Annotated in this window: 22 protein-coding genes; 15 read left to right on the forward strand and 7 right to left on the reverse strand. The window is 72.0% G+C overall.

What is annotated here, in order from left to right; translation table 11 throughout:
* Positions 1-41: 41 nt before the first annotated feature.
* The 9 genes from ACIQUR_RS09945 (at position 42) to ACIQUR_RS09985 (ending at position 8,256) form a co-directional block, all read left to right on the forward strand.
* A complete protein-coding gene (locus tag ACIQUR_RS09945) occupies positions 42-833 on the forward strand; it encodes a helix-turn-helix transcriptional regulator (protein WP_403661463.1) in 792 nt (263 codons plus the stop codon).
* Positions 830-2,245, forward strand: a complete 1,416-nt coding sequence (gene sufB, locus ACIQUR_RS09950; RefSeq protein WP_403661122.1) for a Fe-S cluster assembly protein SufB — start codon at positions 830-832, stop codon at positions 2,243-2,245. The genes ACIQUR_RS09945 and sufB overlap by 4 nt, the downstream gene beginning before the upstream one ends.
* A 65-nt stretch (positions 2,246-2,310) precedes the next feature.
* The gene (gene sufD / locus ACIQUR_RS09955; protein WP_403661124.1) at positions 2,311-3,489 is read left to right on the forward strand and encodes a Fe-S cluster assembly protein SufD; all 1,179 of its coding nucleotides are present in this window, start codon (positions 2,311-2,313) and stop codon (positions 3,487-3,489) included.
* Complete coding sequence (locus ACIQUR_RS09960; RefSeq protein ID WP_399940229.1) at positions 3,489-3,806, forward strand: non-heme iron oxygenase ferredoxin subunit; 318 nt, start codon at positions 3,489-3,491, stop codon at positions 3,804-3,806. Before sufD ends, ACIQUR_RS09960 begins: the two co-directional genes overlap by 1 nt.
* Positions 3,807-3,813: 7 nt before the next feature.
* On the forward strand, positions 3,814-4,578 hold the full coding sequence (gene sufC / locus ACIQUR_RS09965; RefSeq protein ID WP_399940232.1) for a Fe-S cluster assembly ATPase SufC: 765 nt from the start codon (positions 3,814-3,816) through the stop codon (positions 4,576-4,578).
* Entirely contained in the window at positions 4,575-5,831 is a 1,257-nt protein-coding gene (locus ACIQUR_RS09970; protein WP_403661129.1) for a cysteine desulfurase, read from the forward strand. Before sufC ends, ACIQUR_RS09970 begins: the two co-directional genes overlap by 4 nt.
* 37 nt (positions 5,832-5,868) lie before the next feature.
* Positions 5,869-6,333, forward strand: coding sequence for a Fe-S cluster assembly sulfur transfer protein SufU (sufU, locus tag ACIQUR_RS09975; RefSeq protein WP_403661132.1), 465 nt, complete (start codon positions 5,869-5,871; stop codon positions 6,331-6,333).
* The gene (locus tag ACIQUR_RS09980; protein ID WP_403661135.1) at positions 6,330-6,686 is read left to right on the forward strand and encodes a metal-sulfur cluster assembly factor; all 357 of its coding nucleotides are present in this window, start codon (positions 6,330-6,332) and stop codon (positions 6,684-6,686) included. The genes sufU and ACIQUR_RS09980 overlap by 4 nt, the downstream gene beginning before the upstream one ends.
* Positions 6,687-6,867: 181 nt before the next feature.
* Positions 6,868-8,256: a hypothetical protein gene (locus tag ACIQUR_RS09985; protein WP_403661138.1), complete on the forward strand. Its 1,389-nt coding sequence runs from the start codon at positions 6,868-6,870 to the stop codon at positions 8,254-8,256.
* Between the two features lie 158 nt (positions 8,257-8,414).
* On the opposite strand, the gene ACIQUR_RS09990 is transcribed toward ACIQUR_RS09985, so the two are convergent.
* On the reverse strand, positions 8,415-9,623 hold the full coding sequence (locus ACIQUR_RS09990; protein WP_403661141.1) for a hypothetical protein: 1,209 nt from the start codon (positions 9,621-9,623) through the stop codon (positions 8,415-8,417).
* 95 nt (positions 9,624-9,718) lie between these two features.
* Between ACIQUR_RS09990 and ACIQUR_RS09995 the strand changes: the two genes are divergently transcribed.
* The gene (locus ACIQUR_RS09995) at positions 9,719-10,039 is read left to right on the forward strand and encodes a DMT family transporter (RefSeq protein WP_403661144.1); all 321 of its coding nucleotides are present in this window, start codon (positions 9,719-9,721) and stop codon (positions 10,037-10,039) included.
* 16 nt (positions 10,040-10,055) lie between these two features.
* Positions 10,056-10,619 carry a TetR/AcrR family transcriptional regulator gene (locus ACIQUR_RS10000; protein WP_403661147.1) on the forward strand — a complete coding sequence of 188 codons (564 nt, stop codon included), beginning with the start codon at positions 10,056-10,058 and terminating at the stop codon, positions 10,617-10,619.
* A 64-nt stretch (positions 10,620-10,683) separates the two neighbouring features.
* On the opposite strand, the gene ACIQUR_RS10005 is transcribed toward ACIQUR_RS10000, so the two are convergent.
* Positions 10,684-11,634, reverse strand: a complete 951-nt coding sequence (locus ACIQUR_RS10005) for a winged helix-turn-helix transcriptional regulator (protein ID WP_403661150.1) — start codon at positions 11,632-11,634, stop codon at positions 10,684-10,686.
* Positions 11,635-11,737: 103 nt separating this feature from the next.
* Between ACIQUR_RS10005 and ACIQUR_RS10010 the strand changes: the two genes are divergently transcribed.
* On the forward strand, positions 11,738-12,967 hold the full coding sequence (locus tag ACIQUR_RS10010) for an MFS transporter (protein ID WP_403661153.1): 1,230 nt from the start codon (positions 11,738-11,740) through the stop codon (positions 12,965-12,967).
* A 9-nt stretch (positions 12,968-12,976) separates the two neighbouring features.
* Complete coding sequence (dapD, locus tag ACIQUR_RS10015; RefSeq protein ID WP_403661156.1) at positions 12,977-13,954, forward strand: 2,3,4,5-tetrahydropyridine-2,6-dicarboxylate N-succinyltransferase; 978 nt, start codon at positions 12,977-12,979, stop codon at positions 13,952-13,954.
* A gap of 113 nt (positions 13,955-14,067) precedes the next feature.
* On the opposite strand, the gene ACIQUR_RS10020 is transcribed toward dapD, so the two are convergent.
* Together ACIQUR_RS10020 and ACIQUR_RS10025 are read right to left on the reverse strand one after the other, a co-directional pair.
* Positions 14,068-14,322 (reverse strand): hypothetical protein, encoded by a 255-nt coding sequence (locus ACIQUR_RS10020; protein ID WP_403661159.1) that lies wholly within the window; start codon positions 14,320-14,322, stop codon positions 14,068-14,070.
* Positions 14,323-14,825: 503 nt separating this feature from the next.
* Positions 14,826-16,691 (reverse strand): endonuclease/exonuclease/phosphatase family protein, encoded by a 1,866-nt coding sequence (locus ACIQUR_RS10025; protein ID WP_403661162.1) that lies wholly within the window; start codon positions 16,689-16,691, stop codon positions 14,826-14,828.
* A gap of 222 nt (positions 16,692-16,913) precedes the next feature.
* On the opposite strand from ACIQUR_RS10025, the gene ACIQUR_RS10030 reads away from it, so the two are divergent.
* Together ACIQUR_RS10030 and ACIQUR_RS10035 are read left to right on the forward strand one after the other, a co-directional pair.
* Positions 16,914-18,485, forward strand: a complete 1,572-nt coding sequence (locus ACIQUR_RS10030) for a hypothetical protein (RefSeq protein ID WP_403661165.1) — start codon at positions 16,914-16,916, stop codon at positions 18,483-18,485.
* Between the two features lie 214 nt (positions 18,486-18,699).
* Positions 18,700-20,103, forward strand: coding sequence for an alkaline phosphatase PhoX (locus ACIQUR_RS10035; protein ID WP_403661168.1), 1,404 nt, complete (start codon positions 18,700-18,702; stop codon positions 20,101-20,103).
* Here ACIQUR_RS10035 and ACIQUR_RS10040 read toward each other — a convergent pair.
* From ACIQUR_RS10040 to ACIQUR_RS10050, 3 genes are all read right to left on the reverse strand, one after another.
* The gene (locus tag ACIQUR_RS10040) at positions 20,063-20,254 is read right to left on the reverse strand and encodes a hypothetical protein (protein WP_403661171.1); all 192 of its coding nucleotides are present in this window, start codon (positions 20,252-20,254) and stop codon (positions 20,063-20,065) included. The two genes, ACIQUR_RS10035 and ACIQUR_RS10040, sit on opposite strands and share 41 nt — an antisense overlap.
* A 79-nt stretch (positions 20,255-20,333) precedes the next feature.
* Positions 20,334-21,560, reverse strand: a complete 1,227-nt coding sequence (locus tag ACIQUR_RS10045) for a TerD family protein (RefSeq protein ID WP_403661174.1) — start codon at positions 21,558-21,560, stop codon at positions 20,334-20,336.
* A gap of 114 nt (positions 21,561-21,674) precedes the next feature.
* Positions 21,675-21,896, reverse strand: coding sequence for a hypothetical protein (locus ACIQUR_RS10050; protein WP_403661177.1), 222 nt, complete (start codon positions 21,894-21,896; stop codon positions 21,675-21,677).
* Between the last annotated feature and the right edge of the window lie 103 nt (positions 21,897-21,999).

Consider the following 21,999-nt stretch of genomic DNA (forward strand, 5'->3'; position numbering starts at 1 on the left):
CCTTAGTGATGGAGGCCACCAGGAGTGGTCTCCATCACGGCTTGTCCGGGCTCGATGAATTAAGCAACAATGGCGTTGTGAAAAACGGTGCACGGACGATCGAGACCCCCCAGGGGGACCTCGCGACCGGGGAGCGGTCCACCCGCAACCGGGTCGCGCGCTCGATCCTGGACCACGGTCCGTCCACGGTCGCCGACCTCGCACAGCGTCTCGGCCTCACCCAGGCCGCGGTGCGCCGCCACCTCGACACGCTCGTCGCCGACGACGTGGTCGAGGCCCGGGAACAGCGCGTGTACGGCACGCGGACCCGCGGGCGGCCCGCCAAGGTGTTCGCGCTGACCGACTGCGGCCGCGACGCCTTCGACCAGTCGTACGACAAGCTCGCCGTCGACGCCCTGCGCTGGATCGCGCAGGCCGCGGGCGGCGGGGAGCGCGGCGAGGCGGCGGTGGCCGCATTCGCCAAGGCGCGGCTGGCCGCACAGGCCGAGACCTACCGGGAGGCCGTCGACGCGGCGGACCCCGCGGAGCGCACCGAGGCCCTGGCCAAGGCGTTGACCGTGGACGGGTACGCTGCTACGGCGAAGAGCGCTCCCGGTCCGCACAGCGGTGAACAGCTCTGTCAGCACCACTGCCCGGTCGCCCACGTCGCCGAGCAGTTCCCGCAGCTCTGTGAGGCGGAGACCGAGGTCTTCTCCCGACTGCTCGGGACGCACGTGCAGCGACTCGCCACGATCGCCCACGGCGATGGGGTGTGCACCACCTTCATTCCGCGAAGCGCCGCACAGGCAACCACATCAGCATCTGCAAGCACGGCCGGGAGGAACCCCGCATGACCACGGAGATTGCTCACCCTGAGCTCGAGGGCCTGGGCAAGTACGAGTACGGCTGGGCCGACTCCGACGCGGCCGGTGCCGCGGCCAAGCGGGGTCTGAACGAGGACGTCGTCCGCGACATCTCGGCGAAGAAGAACGAGCCCGAGTGGATGCTGAAGCTCCGCCTCAAGGGCCTGAAGCTCTTCGACAAGAAGCCCATGCCGACCTGGGGCTCCGACCTGTCGGGCATCGACTTCGACAACATCAAGTACTTCGTGCGTTCCACCGAGAAGCAGGCCGCTTCCTGGGAGGAACTGCCCGAGGACATCAAGAACACGTACGACAAGCTCGGCATCCCGGAGGCGGAGAAGCAGCGCCTCGTCGCCGGTGTCGCGGCCCAGTACGAGTCCGAGGTCGTCTACCACCAGATCCGCGAGGACCTGGAGGAGCAGGGCGTCATCTTCGTCGACACCGACACCGCGCTGAAGGAGCACGAGGAGCTCTTCAAGGAGTACTTCGGCACCGTCATCCCGGTCGGCGACAACAAGTTCGCCTCGCTGAACACCGCCGTGTGGTCCGGCGGCTCCTTCATCTACGTGCCGAAGGGCGTGCACGTCGAGATCCCGCTGCAGGCCTACTTCCGCATCAACACGGAGAACATGGGCCAGTTCGAGCGGACGCTGATCATCGTCGACGAGGACGCCTACGTCCACTACGTCGAGGGCTGCACCGCGCCGATCTACTCCTCGGACTCGCTGCACAGCGCCGTGGTCGAGATCATCGTGAAGAAGGGCGGCCGCTGCCGCTACACGACCATCCAGAACTGGTCGAACAACGTCTACAACCTGGTCACCAAGCGCGCCGTGGCGTACGAGGGCGCGACCATGGAGTGGATCGACGGCAACATCGGCTCCAAGGTCACCATGAAGTACCCGGCCGTCTACCTGATGGGCGAGCACGCCAAGGGCGAGACCCTGTCCATCGCCTTCGCGGGCGAGGGCCAGCACCAGGACGCCGGCTCCAAGATGGTCCACATGGCGCCGAACACCTCCTCCAACATCGTCTCCAAGTCGGTGGCCCGAGGCGGCGGCCGCACCTCCTACCGCGGCCTGGTCGAGATCGGCGAGGGTGCCCCCGGCTCCAAGTCCAACGTGCTCTGCGACGCCCTGCTGGTGGACCAGATCTCCCGCTCGGACACGTACCCGTACGTCGACGTCCGCGAGGACGACGTGACCATGGGCCACGAGGCGACCGTCTCCAAGGTCTCCGACGACCAGCTCTTCTACCTCATGCAGCGCGGCATGACCGAGTTCGAGGCCATGGCCATGATCGTGCGCGGCTTCGTCGAGCCCATCGCGAAGGAGCTGCCGATGGAGTACGCGCTGGAGCTCAACCGGCTGATCGAGCTGCAGATGGAGGGCGCGGTCGGCTGATCGCCGCCGGAGCCCCCGCAGCACATCGACACCTTTCGACGTAGGAAGAGAGCAGAACGACAGCCATGGCTGAGGCTCAGAACATTCCGGCCGGTTCGACCACGGCCGGCGCGATCGCGGTGGCCGCAGAGTCCACCGTCGCCACCCGGATGAGCGCCCCCCCGTCCTTCGACGTGGCGGACTTCCCCGTGCCCCACGGGCGCGAGGAGGAGTGGCGCTTCACCCCGCTGGAGCGCCTGCGCGGCCTCCACGACGGCACCGCGGTCGCCAACGGCACGATGAAGGCCCAGATCGACGCGCCCGAGGGCGTCACCGTCGAGTCCGTCGACCGTGACGACGAGCGCGTCGGCAAGGCCGGCACCCCGGTGGACCGGGTCGCCGCCCAGGCCTTCTCCTCGTTCGCCAAGGCCACGGTCGTCACCGTGCCCAAGGAGACCGTCCTCGCCGACCCGATCCGCGTCGCCCTGCACGGCGAGGGCGGCACGACCTTCGGCCACACGGTCTTCGACATCAAGCCCTTCGCCGAAGCGGTCATCGTCATCGACCACACCGGTGACGGCGTGCGCGCCGCCAACGTCGACATCCTGGTCGGCGACGGCGCCAAGGTCACCTTCGTGTCGGTGCAGGACTGGGACGACACCGCCGTCCACACCTCCCAGCACAACGCGCTGATCGGCCGCGACGCCTCCTTCAAGTCCGTGGTCGTCACCTTCGGCGGCGACCTGGTCCGCATCCACCCCCGGGTGAACTACGCGGGCACCGGCGGCGAGGCCGAGCTGCTCGGCCTGTACTTCACGGACGCCGGCCAGCACCAGGAGCACCGCCTCCTGGTCGACCACGACGTGCCGCACTGCACCTCCAACGTGACCTACAAGGGCGCGCTGCAGGGCGAGGGCGCGCACGCGGTCTGGATCGGCGACGTCCTGATCGAGAAGACCGCCGAGGGCACCGACACCTACGAGCTCAACCGCAACCTCGTCCTCACCGACGGCGCGCGGGTCGACTCCGTCCCGAACCTGGAGATCGAGACCGGCGAGATCGTCGGCGCCGGCCACGCCTCCGCCACCGGCCGCTTCGACGACGAGCAGCTCTTCTACCTCCAGGCCCGCGGCATCCCGGCCGACGAGGCCCGCCGCCTGGTGGTCCGCGGCTTCTTCGCCGAGCTGGTCCAGCAGATCGGTGTCGAGGACGTCGAGGAGCGCCTGATCGCCAAGATCGAGGCAGAGCTCGAGGCGTCCGTCTGATGACCTACGTCAAGGCCTGCGCGCTGAGCGAGCTCGAGGAGAACACCCCCAAGCGGGTGGAACTCGACGGTACGCCCCTGTCCATCGTGTCCACCGAGGGGGAGGTGTTCGCGATCCACGACGTCTGCTCGCACGCGAACGTCTCGCTGTCGGAGGGCGAGGTCGACGACTGCCAGATCGAGTGCTGGCTGCACGGATCGGCCTTCGACCTGCGCACCGGCAAGCCGTCCGGGCTCCCCGCGACGCGCCCCGTCCCCGTTTACCCCGTAAAGATCGAAGGGGACGACGTGCTCGTCTCCCTCACCCAGGAGTCCTGAGGCACCCATGGCTACGCTTGAAATCAACGACCTGCGCGTCTCCGTCGAGACGGAGAACGGCTCCCGCGAGATCCTCAAGGGCGTCGACCTGACCGTCAAGCAGGGCGAGACGCACGCCATCATGGGCCCGAACGGCTCCGGCAAGTCCACCCTGGCGTACTCCCTCGCGGGTCACCCGAAGTACACCGTCACCGGTGGCACCGTGACCCTCGACGGCGAGGACGTCCTGGAGATGTCCGTCGACGAGCGCGCCCGCGCCGGCGTCTTCCTCGCCATGCAGTACCCGGTCGAGGTCCCCGGTGTCTCCGTCTCCAACTTCCTGCGGACCTCGGCCACGGCCGTCCGCGGCGAGGCCCCCAAGCTGCGCACCTGGGTCAAGGAGGTCAAGGAGGCCATGGAGCGTCTCTCCATGGACCCCGCCTTCGCCGAGCGCAACGTCAACGAGGGCTTCTCCGGCGGTGAGAAGAAGCGCCACGAGATCCTCCAGCTGGAGCTCCTCAAGCCGAAGATCGCGATCCTCGACGAGACCGACTCCGGCCTCGACGTCGACGCGCTCCGCATCGTGTCCGAGGGCGTCAACCGCGTCCGCGAGACCGGCGAGGTCGGCACCCTGCTGATCACGCACTACACGCGCATCCTGCGCTACATCAAGCCCGACTTCGTGCACGTGTTCGCGAACGGCCGCATCGCCGAGTCCGGCGGCGCCGAGCTCGCCGACCAGCTGGAGGCCGAGGGCTACGACAAGTACGTGAAGGGTGGCACGACCGCGTGACACAGCTGCCTGGCCTCCTCGACATCGAGGCGATCCGCAAGGACTTCCCCCTGCTGGATCGTGTGGTCCACGACGGGAAGAAGATCGTTTACCTGGACAACGCGGCGACCTCGCAGAAGCCGCGCCAGGTGCTCGACGCGCTGAACGCCTACTACGAGCGTCACAACGCCAACGTCCACCGTGGCGTCCACGTGCTCGCCGAGGAGGCCACGGCACTGTACGAGGGCGCCCGCGACAAGGTCGCCGCCTTCATCAACGCGCCGAGCCGCGACGAGGTGATCTTCACGAAGAACGCCTCGGAGTCGCTCAACCTGGTCGCCAACATGCTCGGCTGGGCCGACGAGCCCTACCGGGTGGACCGCGAGACCGAGATCGTCATCACGGAGATGGAGCACCACTCCAACATCGTGCCGTGGCAGCTGCTCGGGCAGCGCACGGGCGCGAAGCTGAAGTGGTTCGGCCTCACCGACGACGGCCGGCTCGACCTGTCGAACATCGAAGAGATCATCACGGAGAAGACGAAGATCGTCTCCTTCACGCTGGTCTCCAACATCCTGGGCACGGTCAACCCGGTCGAGGCGATCGTGCGCCGCGCCCAGGAGGTCGGCGCGCTCGTCCTGATCGACGCCTCCCAGGCCGCCCCCCACATGCCGCTCGACGTGCAGGAGCTCGGCGCCGACTTCGTGGCCTTCACCGGCCACAAGATGTGCGGCCCGACCGGCATCGGCGTCCTGTGGGGCCGCCAGGAGCTGCTGGAGGACCTGCCCCCGTTCCTCGGTGGCGGCGAGATGATCGAGACCGTCTCGATGCACTCCTCCACGTACGCCCCGGCGCCGCACAAGTTCGAGGCGGGCACGCCTCCGATCGCGCAGGCCGTCGGCCTCGGCGCGGCCGTGGACTACCTCACCGCGATCGGCATGGACAAGATCGCCGCGCACGAGCACGCGATCACCGAGTACGCGGTCAAGCGCCTCTCCGAGGTGCCCGACCTGCGGATCATCGGCCCGGCCACGGCCGAGGACCGCGGTGCCGCGATCTCCTTCACGCTCGGGGACATCCACCCGCACGACGTCGGCCAGGTGCTGGACGAGCAGGGCATCGCGGTCCGCGTGGGACACCACTGCGCGCGCCCCGTCTGCCTGCGGTACGGAATTCCTGCGACCACGCGGGCGTCGTTCTACCTGTACTCCTCTCCGTCGGACGTCGACGCGCTGATCGACGGCCTGGAGCACGTACGGAACTTCTTCGGATGACGGACGACCACGAGGGCGACGAGGCGACGAGGCCGCTGTGAAGCTGGATTCGATGTACCAGGAACTGATCCTGGACCACTACAAGCACCCGCACGGGCGTGGCCTGCGCGAAGGTGACGCCGAGGTGCACCACGTCAACCCGACGTGCGGCGACGAGATCACCCTGCGCGTGAAGTACGACGGCGAGACGCTCACCGACGTCTCGTACGAGGGCCAGGGCTGCTCCATCAGCCAGGCCAGCGCGTCGGTGCTGAACGAGCTGCTGGTCGGCAAGGAGCTGGCCGAGGCGCAGAAGATCCAGGCCACCTTCCTGGAGCTGATGCAGTCGAAGGGCCGGATCGAGCCCGACGACGCGATGGAGGAGGTGCTGGAGGACGCGGTCGCGTTCGCCGGCGTCTCGAAGTACCCGGCACGGGTGAAGTGCGCCCTGCTGAGCTGGATGGCGTGGAAGGACGCGACCGCCCAGGCGCTGGGCGACGGCGCCGAGAGGAAGACGGCATGAGCGAGACCACGAACGACCAGACCGAGGGCGTCGTCACGACGAAGCCGGCCACCGAGGAGGAGGTCCGCGAGGCCCTCTACGACGTGGTCGACCCCGAGCTCGGCATCGACGTCGTCAACCTGGGGCTGATCTACGGCATCCACATCGACGACGCCAACATCGCGACCCTCGACATGACGCTGACGTCCGCGGCCTGCCCGCTGACCGACGTGATCGAGGACCAGGCGAAGTCGGCCACCGACGGCATCGTCAACGAGCTCCGGATCAACTGGGTCTGGATGCCGCCGTGGGGTCCCGACAAGATCACCGACGACGGCCGCGAGCAGCTCCGCGCGCTCGGCTTCAACGTCTGAGCGGATCCGTCCGCACGAAGGCCCCGGCACCCCGTGTGCCGGGGCCTTCGGCCTTTCCGGCGTGCGGAGTTCGCCCGCCGTACCGGGGGTGTGTGCCGGGAGTTGGGGTGCGGGGCCGAGTCTGCTCGTCGTCGGCAGGCCGCCGCAGGGGGAGGCCGTCGCCCCGGACGAGAGGCTCGCGGTGCACCGTCACGTTTCCCATGTCACCCGTCGGACGGCGGTCGCCGCGACCGCCCTCGCCCTCGGAGCCGTCGCGCTGGGCGGCCCGGCCGACGCCGCGAGCTACGGGACACCGACGATCACCCTGTCGTCCGCGGCCCTGTCGGGTGCGGTCGGCGCGGTCGGCGACCCCGTCGTGACGGTCACCGTGGGCCAGAGCGGCGCCGACGCCTCGGCACTCACCGTCGCCGCGTCGGCGAGCAGCCGCTCCTCCGTGGCGGGGCCCGGGGACGTGACGGTCACCGGCACCGGCGCCGTGCGGCAGCTCGCCGTCACCGCGCGGGGCCGCGGCTACGCCAACCTGACCGTCAAGGTCACCGGCCTGGGCGGCAAGACCGCCACGAAGACCCTGTACTACGCCGCCTCCGCGGCGGTGCAGAACCCCGCCGACGCCCGCCACCTGACCGGATCCGCCGACGCGTCGGCCGCCGTGGACCTCGGCGGCGGCCACGTGGTCGTGGCCGACGACGAGTCCAACGTGCTGCGCCTGTACGACCGTTCGCGGTCCGGCGCTCCCGTGCGGACCTGGGACTTCACCGCGCAGCTGGGGGTCGCCAAGGAGGTCGACATCGAGGGTGCCGCCCGGGTGGGCGACACGATCTACTGGACCGGCTCCCTGGGCAACAACAAGGACGGCGCGTACCGGCCCGACCGGGACACCGTCTTCACGACCAGGGTCACCGGCTCCGGCTCCACCGCCCAGCTCACCTTCGGCCGCGCCTACCAGGGCCTCCGCGGGGACCTCGTGGCCTGGGACCGGGCCAACGGCGACCGCTACGGCTTCGCGGCCGGCACCGCCACCGGCCAGGTGCCCAAGCAGATCGACGGCTTCAACGTGGAGGGCCTGGAGTTCGCCCCCGGCTCGACCGGTACCGCCTACCTCGGCTTCCGCGCGCCGCTGGCCCCCGCGGTACCGGGCGGGAAGGCACTGCTGGTGCCTGTCACCAACCTCGACCAGGTGCTGGCCACCGGCGCCGAGCCGGTGTTCGGCGCCCCGGTCGAGCTGGACCTCGGCGGGCTGTCCGTCCGCGACCTGCGCCGGAACGCCGCCGGCCAGTACCTGATCCTGGCCGGGTCCTGGGCAGCCGACGACAACACCGACCCGTACGCCCTCTACGCGTGGGACGGGGTGCCCGGCCACGCCCCGGTCAAGCGCGCCGACCTGCCGACGTCCGACGCGGGAGGCTGGGAGGCCGTGGTCGACGTGCCCGACCTGACGCAGCCCGGCGCGCGGGTGCAGCTGCTCACGGACAACGGGTCGGCGGACCTGTACGGGGACGGGACCGAGGCCAAGGACCTCACCCGCCCGGAGTGGAAGAAGTCCCGGGCCGCCTGGTTCACCCTCGGCTAGGCCCTGTCTTTCGGATCAGGCCGGATCAGGGAGCGGGGCCTGGTGCGTGCGATCGCAAGGCGGAGGAGGGAGTCAACGCGGAGCGTTGGCGACCGACGACAACGCGGCGAGCGCGCGTGCCAGGCCCCGCGAGCCCGGCGTGATCCGAAAGACAGGGCCTAGAACGGTCCCGCCGGGGCGGGGCCGCCCGGAGGTACGGGCGGTGCCGCCGCGGCGGCCATGAGCGCGGGGGCCAGGTCCTCGCGCCGGATCCGCTGGTCGATGTACAGCAGGCCGCTGGCCAGCTGGGGGAAGCCCACCTGGAACAGCTGGCTCACCACGCCGCCGAGCATGATGCAGGCGAAGTAGACGACCATGCCGCCGACCATCGCGGCCACGTCGGGCTCGGAGCTTCCGGCGCCGACCATCAGCGTGGGGAAGAACGCGAACATCCCGACGAAGGTGAAGGGCAGCTGGATCATGTACCCGATGACCGTGGCGATCAGGGCGGTCAGCAGGGTGATGCCGAAGACCCGCCACCAGGTGCCGCTCACCAGCTGCGAGGAGCGCCGGAGCGCGGCGACCGGGCCGAGGTTCTCGCAGACCACGGCGGCCGGGGCGAAGCTGAGCTTGACGCCCAGCCAGACGCTCACCGGCATCGCGATCAGCAGGGCCAGCGGCAGCAGCAGGACGATGGCACCGGGGTCGCCGTGCGCCGAGTTCGCCGCGGCCGTGACGACCAGGGCGACGGACACTCCGAGGGCCACCAGCAGCGGCCCGCCGGCCACCAGACCGGTGAGCAGCAGGGTGCCGAGCATCGAGGGCAGCCGGGACCAGGCGCGGCGGAACATCGCCCGGTACGTGGTGCGCCGGCCCAGCACGGCCTCCTGGAGGACGGCGGGCGTCAGTGCGCTGATCATGGCCCAGCCGAGCAGCAGCACGGCGGCCAGCAGCACGCCCACCGGGACGAGCGCGAACAGCACGGGGTCGAGGTCCTCGGCGGCCGGGCTCTCGCCGGCCGGGAGGTCGAACACGCCGGGCAGGTGCGGGTGGACCACCGCGACCCCGATGCCGACCGCGAGGGTCACGACCAGGATGCCGACGCCCTGGACGGTCAGCATGACGCCGACCAGCTGCTTCCAGTAGCGGCCGAAGGTGGTGAAGGAGCCGCCGAGCACCTCGCCGACGCCGAGCGGGCGCAGGGGTATCACACCGGGCTGCGGGGGCGGGGGCGGTGCCCAGCCGCCGCCCCAGGCGCCGGGGTACCCGTAGGGCGACCCGTACGGGGGAGGCTGCTGCTGTCCGTGTGGCGGGGGTGCGCCCTGGGGGCCGCCGTGCGGTGCTCCGCCGTTCGGCTCCGGCGGACCCCACCCCTGGTTCTGCTTCATGCCAGCACCGTATATGCCGTGGTCGCCGGGGTGGAGGGGTGGTGCGCCAGGTACTTTGCGTACGCCCGTACACATCGTTGTGTACGGGCGTACGCATGCCCTACGTTCTGCTGGCCGCGGCCATAGCGGCAGAGGTCGCCGGAACCACCGCCATGAAGTACAGCGACGGCTTCAGCCGGCTGTGGCCCTCGCTGGGCACCCTGCTCGGCTACGCCATCGCCTTCACGCTGCTCGCGCAGACCCTGAAGTCGATGTCGGTGGGCACGGCGTACGCGATCTGGGCGGGCGTCGGCACGGCCGCGATCGCCGCCATCGGCATGATCTTCCTGGGGGAGGCCGCCACCGCCGCCAGACTGGTCGGCATCGCGCTGGTCATCGCGGGCGTGGTGCTGCTGAACCTGGGCGGTGCGCACTGATGCGGGGCGCGCGCTGATGGCCGCCGCGCGACGGTACGACCCCGGCCGGCGGTCCCGGATCATCGACGCGGCGATCCGCGTGGTGGGCGCGAAGGGCATCGCGGGGCTGAGCCACCGCTCGGTGGCGGCGGAGGCGGACGTGCCGCTCGGCTCGACCACGTACCACTTCGCCACCCTGGACGAGCTGCTGGTCGCCGCGCTGCGGCAGATCAACGAGGGCTTCGCGGAGCGGGTGGCGGCCAGCGCCGCGCTGGACGACCCGTACGTGGACCTCGCGGACGAACTGGCGCGGCTGCTGGGGGAGTGGCTCGCGGGCGACCGCACCGGTGTGGAGCTGGAGTACGAGCTCTACCTCGCCGCCCTGCGGCGGCCCGCGCTCCGGCCGGTGGCGGCGGAGTGGTGCGAGGCGGTGGCGGCCCTGCTGGCCCCGCGCACCGACCCCGCCACGGCGCGGGCGCTGGTGGCCATGATGGACGGCCTCTCGCTCCAGGCGCTGCTCACGGACACCCCGTACGACCGGGCCTACGCCGCCGAGATGCTCCGCAGGGTGCTGGGCCGGGCGGTGCGGGACCGGCACTAGCGGGGCGGAACGGGCGGTGCGGGACCGGCACTAGCGGGGCGGCGCGGGCGGTGCGGGACCGGCGCTAGCGGGGCGGCGCGGGCGGTGCGGGCGAGGGCCCGGAGGGTCCCGTGGGCACGGGCGTGGGTCCGGCGGTCCGGGCCCGCGCACCCACCGCCGCCAGCGCCGCGCCGATGCTCGCCTCGACGTCCTGGACCGGGTAGAGCACCTCGCGCACCGTGCGGGCGGGATCGACGACCAGCGTCAGCCGCTTGAGGCGGCTCACGCCGGCCGCCCGGAACGTCGGCAGCCGGAGGGCGGCCACCAGCGCCAGGTCCGCGTCCGACAGCAGCGGGAAGGTCAGGGCCTCCGACTCGGCGAACTCCCGCTGCTCGTCCGGCCGCTGGGTGGAGACGCCGCGTACCGCCGCGCCCGCCGCCGTGAACTCCGCCAGCCGGTCCCGGTAGCTGCGCGACTCCAGCGTGCACCCCCGCGCCCCCGGGATGCCGCCCCAGCCCGGCGGGTACGACTCCACCCGTGCGTACGCCCCCGGGAAGCAGTACAGCACCGTCCAGGCGCCCTCCGGCCCGAGGGGGTCCCGTGCCTCCCCGTCCTGGTCCGGCAGCAGCAGCTCCGGCACCCGCGTGCCCACGAGCGCGTGCACCCGCTCCGCCTCGCGCGAGGACCCTGCCGCCGTGGCCGTCAGCTCCCCCTCGCCCAGCACCCAGGTGTCGCCCCAGTCCTGGAGGGCCACCAGCACCGGCAGCAGGGCCCGCCCCCGCGCGGTCAGCCGGTAGGCGTGCCGCACCGGCCGCTCCTGGTACGGCTCCCGCGCCAGCACGCCCGCCTCCTCCAGCAGGCGCAGCCGCTCCGTGAGGACCTTCCGGGAGACCCCGAGCTCCCGCTGGAACTCCTCGAACCGCGAGAGCCCGCGCGCCGCGTCGCGCACGATCAGCAGCGTCCACCAATCGCCGACCACGTCGAGGGCCTGCGCGATCGCACAGTCCGCGCCGTCCAGCCGTGTCCGCTGCGCCATGACCACTCCCCACAAGATCGCCCGGTGCCGCGCGGGCGTTGACCCGAGGGTTTCATGCTGGCAGAGTCAGTTCCCAAAAGGAACTCACCCGGGGGGAGAGCACATGCTGCGGGGGCTCAAGGACGTACCGAGGCCGGTCTGGCTGCTCGCGGGAGGCGTCTTCGTCAACGCCGTGGTCAGCTTCACCTTCGTCTTCGTGTTCGTGTACCTGACCGGCCCGCGGGGCCTCGGCACCGCGCAGGCCGGCCTGATCGTCGGCCTCGGCGGCGCCGGCCTGATCGCCGGCAACTTCACCGGCGGCTGGTTCGGCGACCGCCACGGCCACCGCCGCGCCCTGCTCACCGCCTCGGCCCTCGGCGGAGCCGTCCTGGTCACCCTCCCCGCACTGCCGCTGCCCCTGCTCTGTGCCGCCCTGCCCGCGGCCCAGTACGCCGCCGGCGTCATCCGTGCCGCCAACTCCGCCCTGGTCGCCGTCACCGTCCCCGAAGGCGCCCGCCGCCAGGCCTTCGCCGTCATCCGCGCGGTCTCCAACGGCGGGTTCACCGTCGGCCCGCCCCTCGGCGCCCTGGTCGCGACCGGCCTCTCGTACGACTGGCTGTTCGTCGCCGACGGCATCGGCACCCTCTTCTTCGCCGTCTGGACCGCCCGCGTCGTCCCCGCGCGCGGCGCCGCCCGAACCGCCGCGGCCCCGGACGGGGGTCGGGGCCGCGGCATCCGCCACGAACTGCGCGCCCGGCCCGCCCTGCTCGTACTCCTCGGCGCCATCCTCGTCATCGACGTCGTCTACCGGCAGCAGTACTCGACCTTCCCGGCCTTCCTCGCCGACCACGGCATGGACACCCGGGTCTACGGCCTCCTGATCGCCGTCAACGGCGGCGTCATCCTGCTCCTGGAGATCCCGGCCGCCCTCGCCCTGCGCGCACGCCCGCCGCTCCACATCATCGGCACCGGCCTCGTCCTCGTCGGCAGCGGCTACGCGGCCCTGCTCCTCGGCGCCGCCACCTCCACCACCGTCGCGATGATGGTGCTGGTCAGCCTCGGCGAGATCCTCTACAAGACCACCGCCACCGCATACGTCGCCGACGTCGCCCCCGCCCACGCCGTGGGCCGCTTCCAGAGCCTGTACGCCGGGGTCTCCGTCAGCGGCGTCGTACTCTCCGCGCCGCTCGGCGGACTCCTGTACGGGGCCGCCCCCGGCCTGCTCTGGCCCCTCTGCGCCCTGCTCGGCGTCGCGGCCGGCGGCACCGTGCTGGCGCTCGGCGCCCGTACCGTACGGCGCGCCGCGCGACCGGCACATGAGACCGGTTCGCCCGCGGCGGCCGTCGTTGGTTAGCGTGCCTGCATGACTACGCGTACCACCGGCGCCGTCGCCGCCGGACTTGCCACCCTCACCGCCGACGGCACCGTCCTCGACACCTGGTTCCCCGCCCCCGCGCTGGCCGAGGAGGCCGGCCCGGCCGGGACCGAGCGCCTGACCGCCGAGCAGGCCGCCGAGCTGCTCGGCCCGGCCGCCGCCAAGGCCGTCCGCACGGACGCCGTCCGTGGCGTCGAGGTCGTCGCCGTCCGTACCGTCATCTCCTCCCTGGACGACAAGCCGCTCGACGCGCACGACGCCTACCTGCGCCTGCACCTGCTCAGCCACCGCCTGGTCAAGCCGCACGGCCAGAACCTGGACGGCGTCTTCGGCCTGCTCACCAACGTCGCCTGGACCTCGCTCGGCCCGGTCGCCGTGGACCAGCTGGAGACCGTGCGCCTGAACGCCCGCGCCGAGGGCCTGCACCTCCAGGTCACCTCGGTCGACAAGTTCCCGCGCATGACCGACTACGTCGCCCCCAAGGGCGTGCGCATCGCCGACGCCGACCGCGTCCGCCTCGGCGCGCACCTCGCCGAGGGCACCACCGTCATGCACGAGGGCTTCGTCAACTTCAACGCCGGCACCCTCGGCACCTCGATGGTCGAGGGCCGCATCTCCGCGGGCGTCGTCATCGGCGACGGCTCCGACATCGGCGGCGGCGCCTCCACCATGGGCACCCTGTCCGGCGGCGGCAAGCAGATCATCTCGGTCGGCGAGCGCTGCCTGATCGGCGCCGAGGCGGGCATCGGCATCGCGCTGGGCGACGAGTGCGTCGTCGAGGCCGGCCTCTACCTCACCGCGGGCACCCGCGTCACGCTGCCGGACGGCGAGGTCGTCAAGGCCCTCACCCTGTCCGGTGCGAGCAACATCCTCTTCCGCCGCAACTCGGTCACCGGTGCCGTCGAGGCCCGCCCGAACAACGCGGTCTGGGGCGGCCTCAACGAGGTCCTGCACAGCCACAACTGACCCGCGGCGCCGCGGGTTCTCCGCCGGTACGCGCGAAGCCCCCGCCCGGGAGTCCGGGACGGGGGCTTCGCGCGTACCGCGTGCGGTACGGCGTGTCGGGCGCCGAGGGCGGGTCAGTGCAGCGGGATCGAGCGGACCAGGCCCGCGAACGCCCGCTCCTCCTCTTCCGTCAGCTCCACGCTCTCCATCGGGTGCGAGGCGGTGCCGCGCTGCGCCGGGATGAAGGCGAGCCCCTCGAAGGCGCCGGGCTCCGGGTGGTGGAACCGGCTGTCCCACAGCATGTGGCCGAGGCCGATGACCCAGACGAGGGCGGCGACCACCAGGACGGCCAGGCCGATCTCCTGAACGAGCGACATGGAGGTGAACACGCGGTCCTCCGACGGGGTGGTGGGGGCGGAACGGGTCGGGCGTTCAGGACACTCAACACCAACATCGCGCGATTGCTTGAGCAATGTGGCGCAGATCACGCCAGGGTCCAAAGTCCCGACTTCACGCCCCGAGGGCCCGTTTCGGAGGCTTTCCTCTTCTTTCGGTGCGTTTCAGCGGCATGTCCGACAGCCTTCCGGAGGGCCCACGCGTGCCGGCACGACTCTTCAGGCGTCCAGCCGCAGCTTGAACCCCTCGTGGCTGCGCGCGTATCCGAGGGACTCGTAGAAGCGGTGCGCGTCCGCCCGCCGCATCAGCTCCCGCCCGAGTCCACCAGCCGCTCCTCGTCGGCGAGCAGCGCGAGCACGGCGGGCAGGTCACGGCGGATCGCGGTACGGAAGATCATGGTCCGGAGCGTGGCAGGGGCCCCGGTCGGGACGGCGACCGGGGCCCCTGGCCGGGAGCCGGGCGGAACGTTCCGCCCGGCGGCTACGGGACGAAGCGGCTACGGGATGAAGCGCAGCACCTGCGGGTCGTGGTCGCTGTTCTGGTCCGCGAACTCCGCGTTGATGTGGACGCTGTCGTACTGGAACTTCTTGATCCCGGGGCTCACCAGGATCTGGTCCAGGACCTGCGCGTTGCCCTGGTACACGTACGAGTACCGCTCCGCGCGCGGCAGCGACTTGACCGCCGAGTACAGCGCGCCGCCGTCCTCCAGCGCCTGCGCGGTCGCCGAGAACTCGAAGTCGTTGATGTCGCCCAGCACCACGACGTTGGCGTTGTGCTGCGCCGCGGTGATCTCCTTCACGAAGGAGTTCACGGACTGCGCCTGGAGCAGCCGCTTGGCCTCCGAGGAGCGGACCGGCGGCTGGTGGTGGGAGGTCAGGCCCTCGTCGCCGCCCTTCGAGCCGAAGTGGTTGGCGATGACGATGACCTTGCGCCCGCGGAAGACGAACTCGCCGGCGAGCGGCTTGCGGCTGTTCTCCCAGGCGGCGTTGGCCGGGTCGACGCGGCCGGGGGAGTGGGTCAGCGCGGCGTGGCCGTTCTCCGTCACGACACCGGTGGCGGTGGTGGCGCCGCCCGCGTCGCGGTCGGTGAACGAGACGCGCTCCGGGTTGAACAGGAAGACCTGGCGGATGTTGCCGCCGGGCTCGCCGCCGTCCTTGTTGTTCTCCGGGTCGACCGAGCGCCACTGGTACGCCGGGCCGCCCGCGGCCACGATGGCCTCGGTGAACTTCCGCAGCGTCTCGCCCGCGGCGACCGTGCCGTCGTTCTTCGCGCCGTTGTCGTCCTGGATCTCCTCCAGGGCCACGATGTCGGGGGAGGCCAGGTTCTCCACGACCGCCTTGGCGAGCGCGTCGAACTTCTCCTGCGGGTCGGTCGGGTCGAGGTTCTCGACGTTGTACGTCGCTACCGCCAGCTCGCCCGGCTTCTGCGCCTTGGTCTTCTCGCGCTGCAGGCCCTTGGACTCGACGGTGCCGAGGGTGCGGGCGACGAGGGTGTAGCCGCCGAACTGGTTGAAGTCCAGCGGGCCCTCGGTGGTGCCGGTCAGCCTGTCGCCGACGTCCGCCTTGGGGAACGGCTGCTGGGCCAGCGGAGCGAGCTGCTGGATCTGGAGGCGGCCGGTGTTCTGGGACTCGTACGAGCCGTAGACCGTGCCGCCGCGGGGGGCGCGGTGCTCCCAGCCCTTCACGGTGACCCACAGCTCGGCGTACGGGTCGGTGGCGCCCACGACGCGGGAGTCGCCGATGCGGACGTTCATGCCCTCCAGCGACTCGTAGTAGTCGAGCGCGTAGGTGGCCGGGTCCAGGGCCAGGCCGTTGATGCTGCCGCCGTTGGCCGGGTCGCCCTGGGGCGCGTACTCGGCCGGGACGCCGTACTCGTTGACGAGCACGGCCTCGGGCAGTGCGTTGCCCGAGGACAGCACGGTCACCTTGGGCTTGGAGATCTGGGTGACCGACTGGTTGCCCGAGTTCAGGCCGCCGGGCACGTACTCGCCGACCAGACCGGAGACGGAGACCGCGTCGCCGACGGCGACGGTCGGGACGGAGCTGGTGAAGACGAAGACGCCCTCGCTCGTGGCGTCGCTGTCGTCGGCCTGCGGGTCCTGGATCCAGAAGCCGCGGGAGCCGTACGTACGGACGCCGGTGACGATGCCCTCGACGCCGGTGACCTGCTGGCCGGCGAGCGGGGATATCCGGGTGGTGCCCTGGATGTCGTGGACGCGTATCGCGGCGGAGGTGCCCTCTTCGGACAGTTCGGCGGCGGACGCGCTGCCGGCGAGCAGGCCGGCGGCCAGGGCGGCGGCCACCACGGAGGCCACGGCGGCGGAACGGGAGTGGGATCCAGTCACGGTGGGACGGGAACGCATGGGCAGGACTCCGGTATGGGATGAGGGGCGGAGTGGAGGTGGTCTGTGGATCCGGTGTTGAGATCTACGCGCGTCAATGTCTTGTGTCTACTGGCCGGTTGTCAAGGCCTGGCGGGTGGACGGGGGTTGACGTCTGTATGAACCGGACGGGATGGGGCGAATTGCGTCTACGCTGGGCGCGCCGACTTCACTCCCGCCCGTGTGATCCGAGGAGAACCAGCCATGTCCGCAGAGCGCCCCACGCTGCCGCGAGTGCTGTCGCCGGTCGAGTCGCCGGTGCTGCCGCCGGTGCGGCTGCCGTCCGAGGCGGAGCTGGCCCGGGATGCCCTGGGGGCACCGCTGTTGACGCGCGCGGTGCGGGTGGCGCGGTGGGTGGGGGACGGGATGCGCGTGGGGGCGGGGGGTGAGCTCGATGACGGGCGGTTGCGCGATGCGGCCCGGGTCCTGGGGCTGGTACCGGGGCTGGATGGTGCGGATGCGGATGCGGATGCGGATGCCGGGGAAGGTGAGGGCGCCGCGTACGCGAGTGAGGCGTGGCGGGTGGCCGTTGACACCGGCCTGGTCGAGCTGACCGATCCGGAGCCCGGCCGCGAGGGGGAGGGCGGCACGGCTCGTGCCGGGGAGGAACTCGCCCTGGTCACCGGCGGGTCGCCGGTCGACGTGCTGAACCTGTGGCTGGGTGTTCTGGAGGCCGTGCTCGCGGACGCCGCTGTTCCGGATCTGGACGCCCTCGTGGACGCGCTGGACGAGGGCGGCGAGATCGACTTCGAGCGGCTGGACTGGGATCCCCGCCGCGAGGCGGAGTTCCTCGACGGAGTGCTGGCCAACCTGTACCTGCTGACCGTTGGCGAGGGTGGCGCGGGGCCGGGGGCCGGTGGTGCCGGCCTGGAGGAGGGTGGTGCCGGGCCGGGTGTGCCGTTGCCCGTGCTCGCCGCTTCGATGGTCGTGCCGGAGGACATGGACGAGGCCACCGACGAGGTGCTGGAGCGGGTCTCCGAGGTGATGATGCGGCTCGACGACCAGTTCCGGATGCTGGAGCCGGTGGGGCTCGTGGAGTTCCGGCCGGTCGACGCGGAGCTGCTGGCCGAGGCGGACGACGAGCCCGTCGACAACCTCGACGCCGGGGACCCGGAGGACGTGGCCCGCTACGGCATGGTGCGCCTCACCCCGCTCGGTCTGTTCGGCGTGCGGGCCCGGATGCTGGAGGCGGGGATCGCCGCGCCCGCCGTGGGCGACCTCGCGGGCAAGGGGGCCGACGTGCTGCTGGACGCGCTCCCGGGCTTCCCCGAGGCGGCGGCGCGTGCCGAGGTGGAGCACTGGCTGGCCGGACGCGAAACGGTCGGGGCCGCCGCGGAGCTGCTGGCCGCGGCCCGGGGCGGCGACGCGGGTGGCCCGCTGCGGCGGCTCGGCTGCCAGCAGGCCCTCGCGCTGGTCGGGCCGGCCGCGGAGCCCGCCGTACGGGCGGTGCTGGACGATCCCGAGCTGGGCGGGCTGGCCCGGGTGTGGCTGGCCGAGCGGGGTGCGGCCGATGTGCCTCCGCCGGGCGAGGAGCTGGTGTTCTGGCTCGCGCTCGACACGCTCGCCGCTCAACTGGCCGCGGACGGGGACGCGGCGGAGCTGGTGGAGCTGATGTCCGGGCTGACCGGGGGCCACAGCGGCTTCTTCGAGGCCGCCTGGCGGGTGGACCACCCCGCCGCGGCGGACGTGCTGGAGGCGATGGGGCGGCTGCACCCGGATCGGAAGGCTGCCAAGGAGGCGCGTAAGGCCGCCTTCAAGGCTCGCTCGCGGGGGTAGCGGGGGATTCCGGGCGGGCCGCGGGGTGCCGCCGGCGGAGGGAGGGATCGCCGCCGGGGCGGTGTTCCCATAGCACGGGGTGGGGCTCCGGGGAGCGGGGTGGACCGGTCTCGTGGTGGCCGGAGGAGCGGTTCCGCAGAGCGGGCGGTGGTGCTTCGGTGGGTGTCCGGCTCCCGTAGGGGAGGCTTCCCACTCAGGTTTGCGAGGAGAACCGATGCCGCTCAGTCGCAGGGAATTCACCGCCGGGGTTGCGCTCACCGGTGTGGTGGGCGCGCTTGCCAGTGCTCCGGGGGCGCTGGCCGCCGAGGAGGACGGGACGGCGTGCGAGCTCGGGTACGGGCCGCTCCTGCCGGATCCCGCGGGGATCCTCGCGCTGCCCGCCGGATTCTCGTACCGGGTGCTCACCCACAGCGGTGTGACGCGGTTGGAGGGCGGGGAGCCGACGCCGTCCAACCACGACGGGACGGCCGCCTTCGCGGGGGCGCGGGGTGTCACGCTGCTGGTCAACAACCATGAGCTGAGGGGTGAGAGGTCGCGGTGGGAGCGGCCCGTGCCGCTCGCCGAGGGGCTGGTGTACGACCCGGCCGCCGCGGGCGGCTGCACCGTCGTCGAGGTGCGGCGTGGGGGTGAGGTCGCGGAGTGGGTCGGGATCGCCGGCACGTCCACCAACTGCGCGGGCGGGAGCACCCCGTGGGGAACCTGGCTGACCTGTGAGGAGACCGAGGACCTCGCGGGGAAGAACGGCATGACCAAGGACCACGGGTACGTGTTCGAGGTCGACCCCGCGGACCGGCGGGCCAACCGGGATCCGCAGCCCGTCAAGGCCTTCGGGCGGTACGCGCACGAGGCGGTGGTCGTCGACCCGCGTGCCGGGCACGTCTACCTGACCGAGGACGCCTCGGGGCCCAACGGGCTCCTCTACCGGTGGGTGCCGCCGGAGGGCTTCCGGCACGGGCGGGGGCGGCTGCGGACGCTTGCCGGTGACGCGGGCCGGCTCCAGGCGCCCAAGTGCTACGACAGCACGGGGCGGTTGGTGGACGACCTGTCGCGTGCCACGCGGATCGGCACCGTCTACGGGGTGGACTGGGTGGACGTGCCGGACCGGGACGCGCGTGCCGTGCCGGTGCGCAGGCAGTTCGCGGACGGGACGATCACCCGGGGCCGGAAGCTGGAGGGCATGTGGTGGGCGGACGGGGGAGCGTACTTCGTCTCCTCGTACGCCCGCGAGGAGAGCCCGGGCGCCCCGCACGACGGGCAGGTGTGGTTCTACGACCCGAAGCGGCGGACCGTCCGGCTGACCGTGCTGCTCGGCGTGAGCGGCGATCCGGAGGCGTACGACGGGCCGGACAACATCACCGTCTCGCCGTACGGCGGGCTGGTCATCGCCGAGGACGGCGAGGGCGTGCAGCACCTCTTCGGGGCGACGGAGAGCGGCCGCACCTACCCGCTGGCGCGGAACGAGCTGAACATCGGCACTCCCGAGGAGCCGGAGTTCTCCGAGTTCGCCGGGGTCTGCTTCTCGCCGGACGGCCGCACGCTCTTCGCCTGCCTCCAGTCCCCGGGGATCCTGCTGGCGATCACCGGTCCGTGGCGGCGACCGGCTCGGCCGCCGCGCTGACGCCCTCGGCCCACTCGGCCAGCAGGAACGCGTACGCCTCCGCCGGCCACTCCTCCCCCTCCTCACGGGTCGCCACGAGCAGCCGTATCGCCTCGTTCGCCTCGGCGACGGACGGACGGGCGGGACCCGTGGGCGGGGGAGTCTCGTACATGCCTACAAGGCTACGGGCGGGCACTGACAGTGACCTCCGGCTGGTGGGTGGAATGTGTCACCTGACGGCCCGCCCGGGGTCAAAGTGCCTGCGCCGCGGGCTTGACCATGCCCCGCACTGTGCGGGACTTCACAAACTCGCCCATGGCCGTCATCTCCCATTCGCCCGAGAACTGCCGGATCAGCTTGGCCATCATCACGCCGGTCTGCGGCTCGGCCGTGGTGAGGTCGAAGCGGACCAGCTCCTCGCCGCTGGCGGCGTCGATGAGCCGGCAGTAGGCCTTGGCCACCTCGGTGAACTTCTGCCCGGAGAAGGAGTTGACGGTGAAGACGAGGCCGGTCACCTCGGCGGGCAGCCGGCCCAGGTCGACCACGATCACCTCGTCGTCCCCGGCGCCCTCGCCGGTGAGGTTGTCGCCCGAGTGCTTGACGGCACCGCCGAGGATGGAGAGCCGGCCGAAGTAGCAGCTGTCGAGGTGGTTGCGCTGGGGGCCGTAGGCGATCACGGAGGCGTCGAGGTCGATGTCGCGGCCGCGGAACGCGGGCTCCCAGCCCAGGCCCATCTTGACCTGGGAGAGCAGCGGGCGGCCGCCCTTGACCAGGGAGACCGTCTGGTTCTTCTGGAGGCTGACCCGGCCCTTGTCGAGGTTGATCTTGCCCCCGGTGCCGGCGGGGGGCGCGGCCGGGGGTGCCGGCGGGGCGGGCGGGGCGGCCGCGGCGGGGGAGCCCCAGGCCGGGGTCGCGGCGGGCGGGGCGGGCGGGGCGGCCGGCGGTGCCTGGGGTGCCGCCGGGGCCGGAGCGGCCGCCGCGGGCTCCTCGTCCACCGAGACGCCGAAGTCGGTGGCGATGCCGGCGAGCCCGTTGGCGTACCCCTGGCCGACCGCGCGGACCTTCCACACCCCGCCGCGCAGGTAGACCTCGACGACCACGAGGGCGGTCTCGGTGCCGAGCTGCGGCGGCGTGAACGTGGCGATCACGCTGTTGTCGTCGGCGTTGCGCACCGTGGCGGTGGGCTCGATGCCCTGGAAGGTCTGGCCCGCCGCGTCCGGGCTGGCGGTGACCACGATCTTCTCGATGCCCGCGGGGACGGCCGAGGTGTCGACGGTGATCGCGTCGGGCGCGGCCCCGCCGCCGGACCGGTAGCTGACTCCGGGGCCGGACGGCTGGTTGTAGAAGATGAAGTCGGCGTCGGAGCGCACCTTGCCGTCCGCGGTGAGCAGGAGTCCCGATACGTCCAGTCGTACCGGAGCGGCCACGTCCACCGTCACGCGGACGGAGTTCAGCGGCAGGTTCGAGCCAGGGGTCATAGCGGTCATGCCAGGTCAACGACCGAGTGGTCGCCGCCGTTCCCCCGCCTTGAGGCCGCCCAGGTGAATTCTCCGGCGGTCCTCCAGCGGGGTCGCGCGGGCGCCGCGGGGTGCTCAGCGGCGGTTGCGCGGGTGGTTGCGGGCCAGGCGCTCGTTGCCGAACTTGTACGCGCCGGTCCAGCGGGCCATCACCGTCTGGCCGTCGCCCGCCTCGACCTCGGCGAGGAACTTGTCGGCGCGCGCGCCGCGCAGGGTGCCCGCGGCGCGTCCGCGGTGGGTGATGACGACGGTTCCGTCGCCGCGCTGCTCGTACGTGAATCCGGAGGCTCGTGACATGCCGCCCAGCCTGGCGGCACCGGCCCGGGCCGGGCAACGGAATTCCGGGCGGGGCGGGTGGGGTGCGGGGCGGGTGCGTGCGGCGCCGCGGCGGGCGGTGACC

The organism is Streptomyces sp. NPDC101132, assembly GCF_044759225.1.
GTDB lineage: Bacteria > Actinomycetota > Actinomycetes > Streptomycetales > Streptomycetaceae > Streptomyces.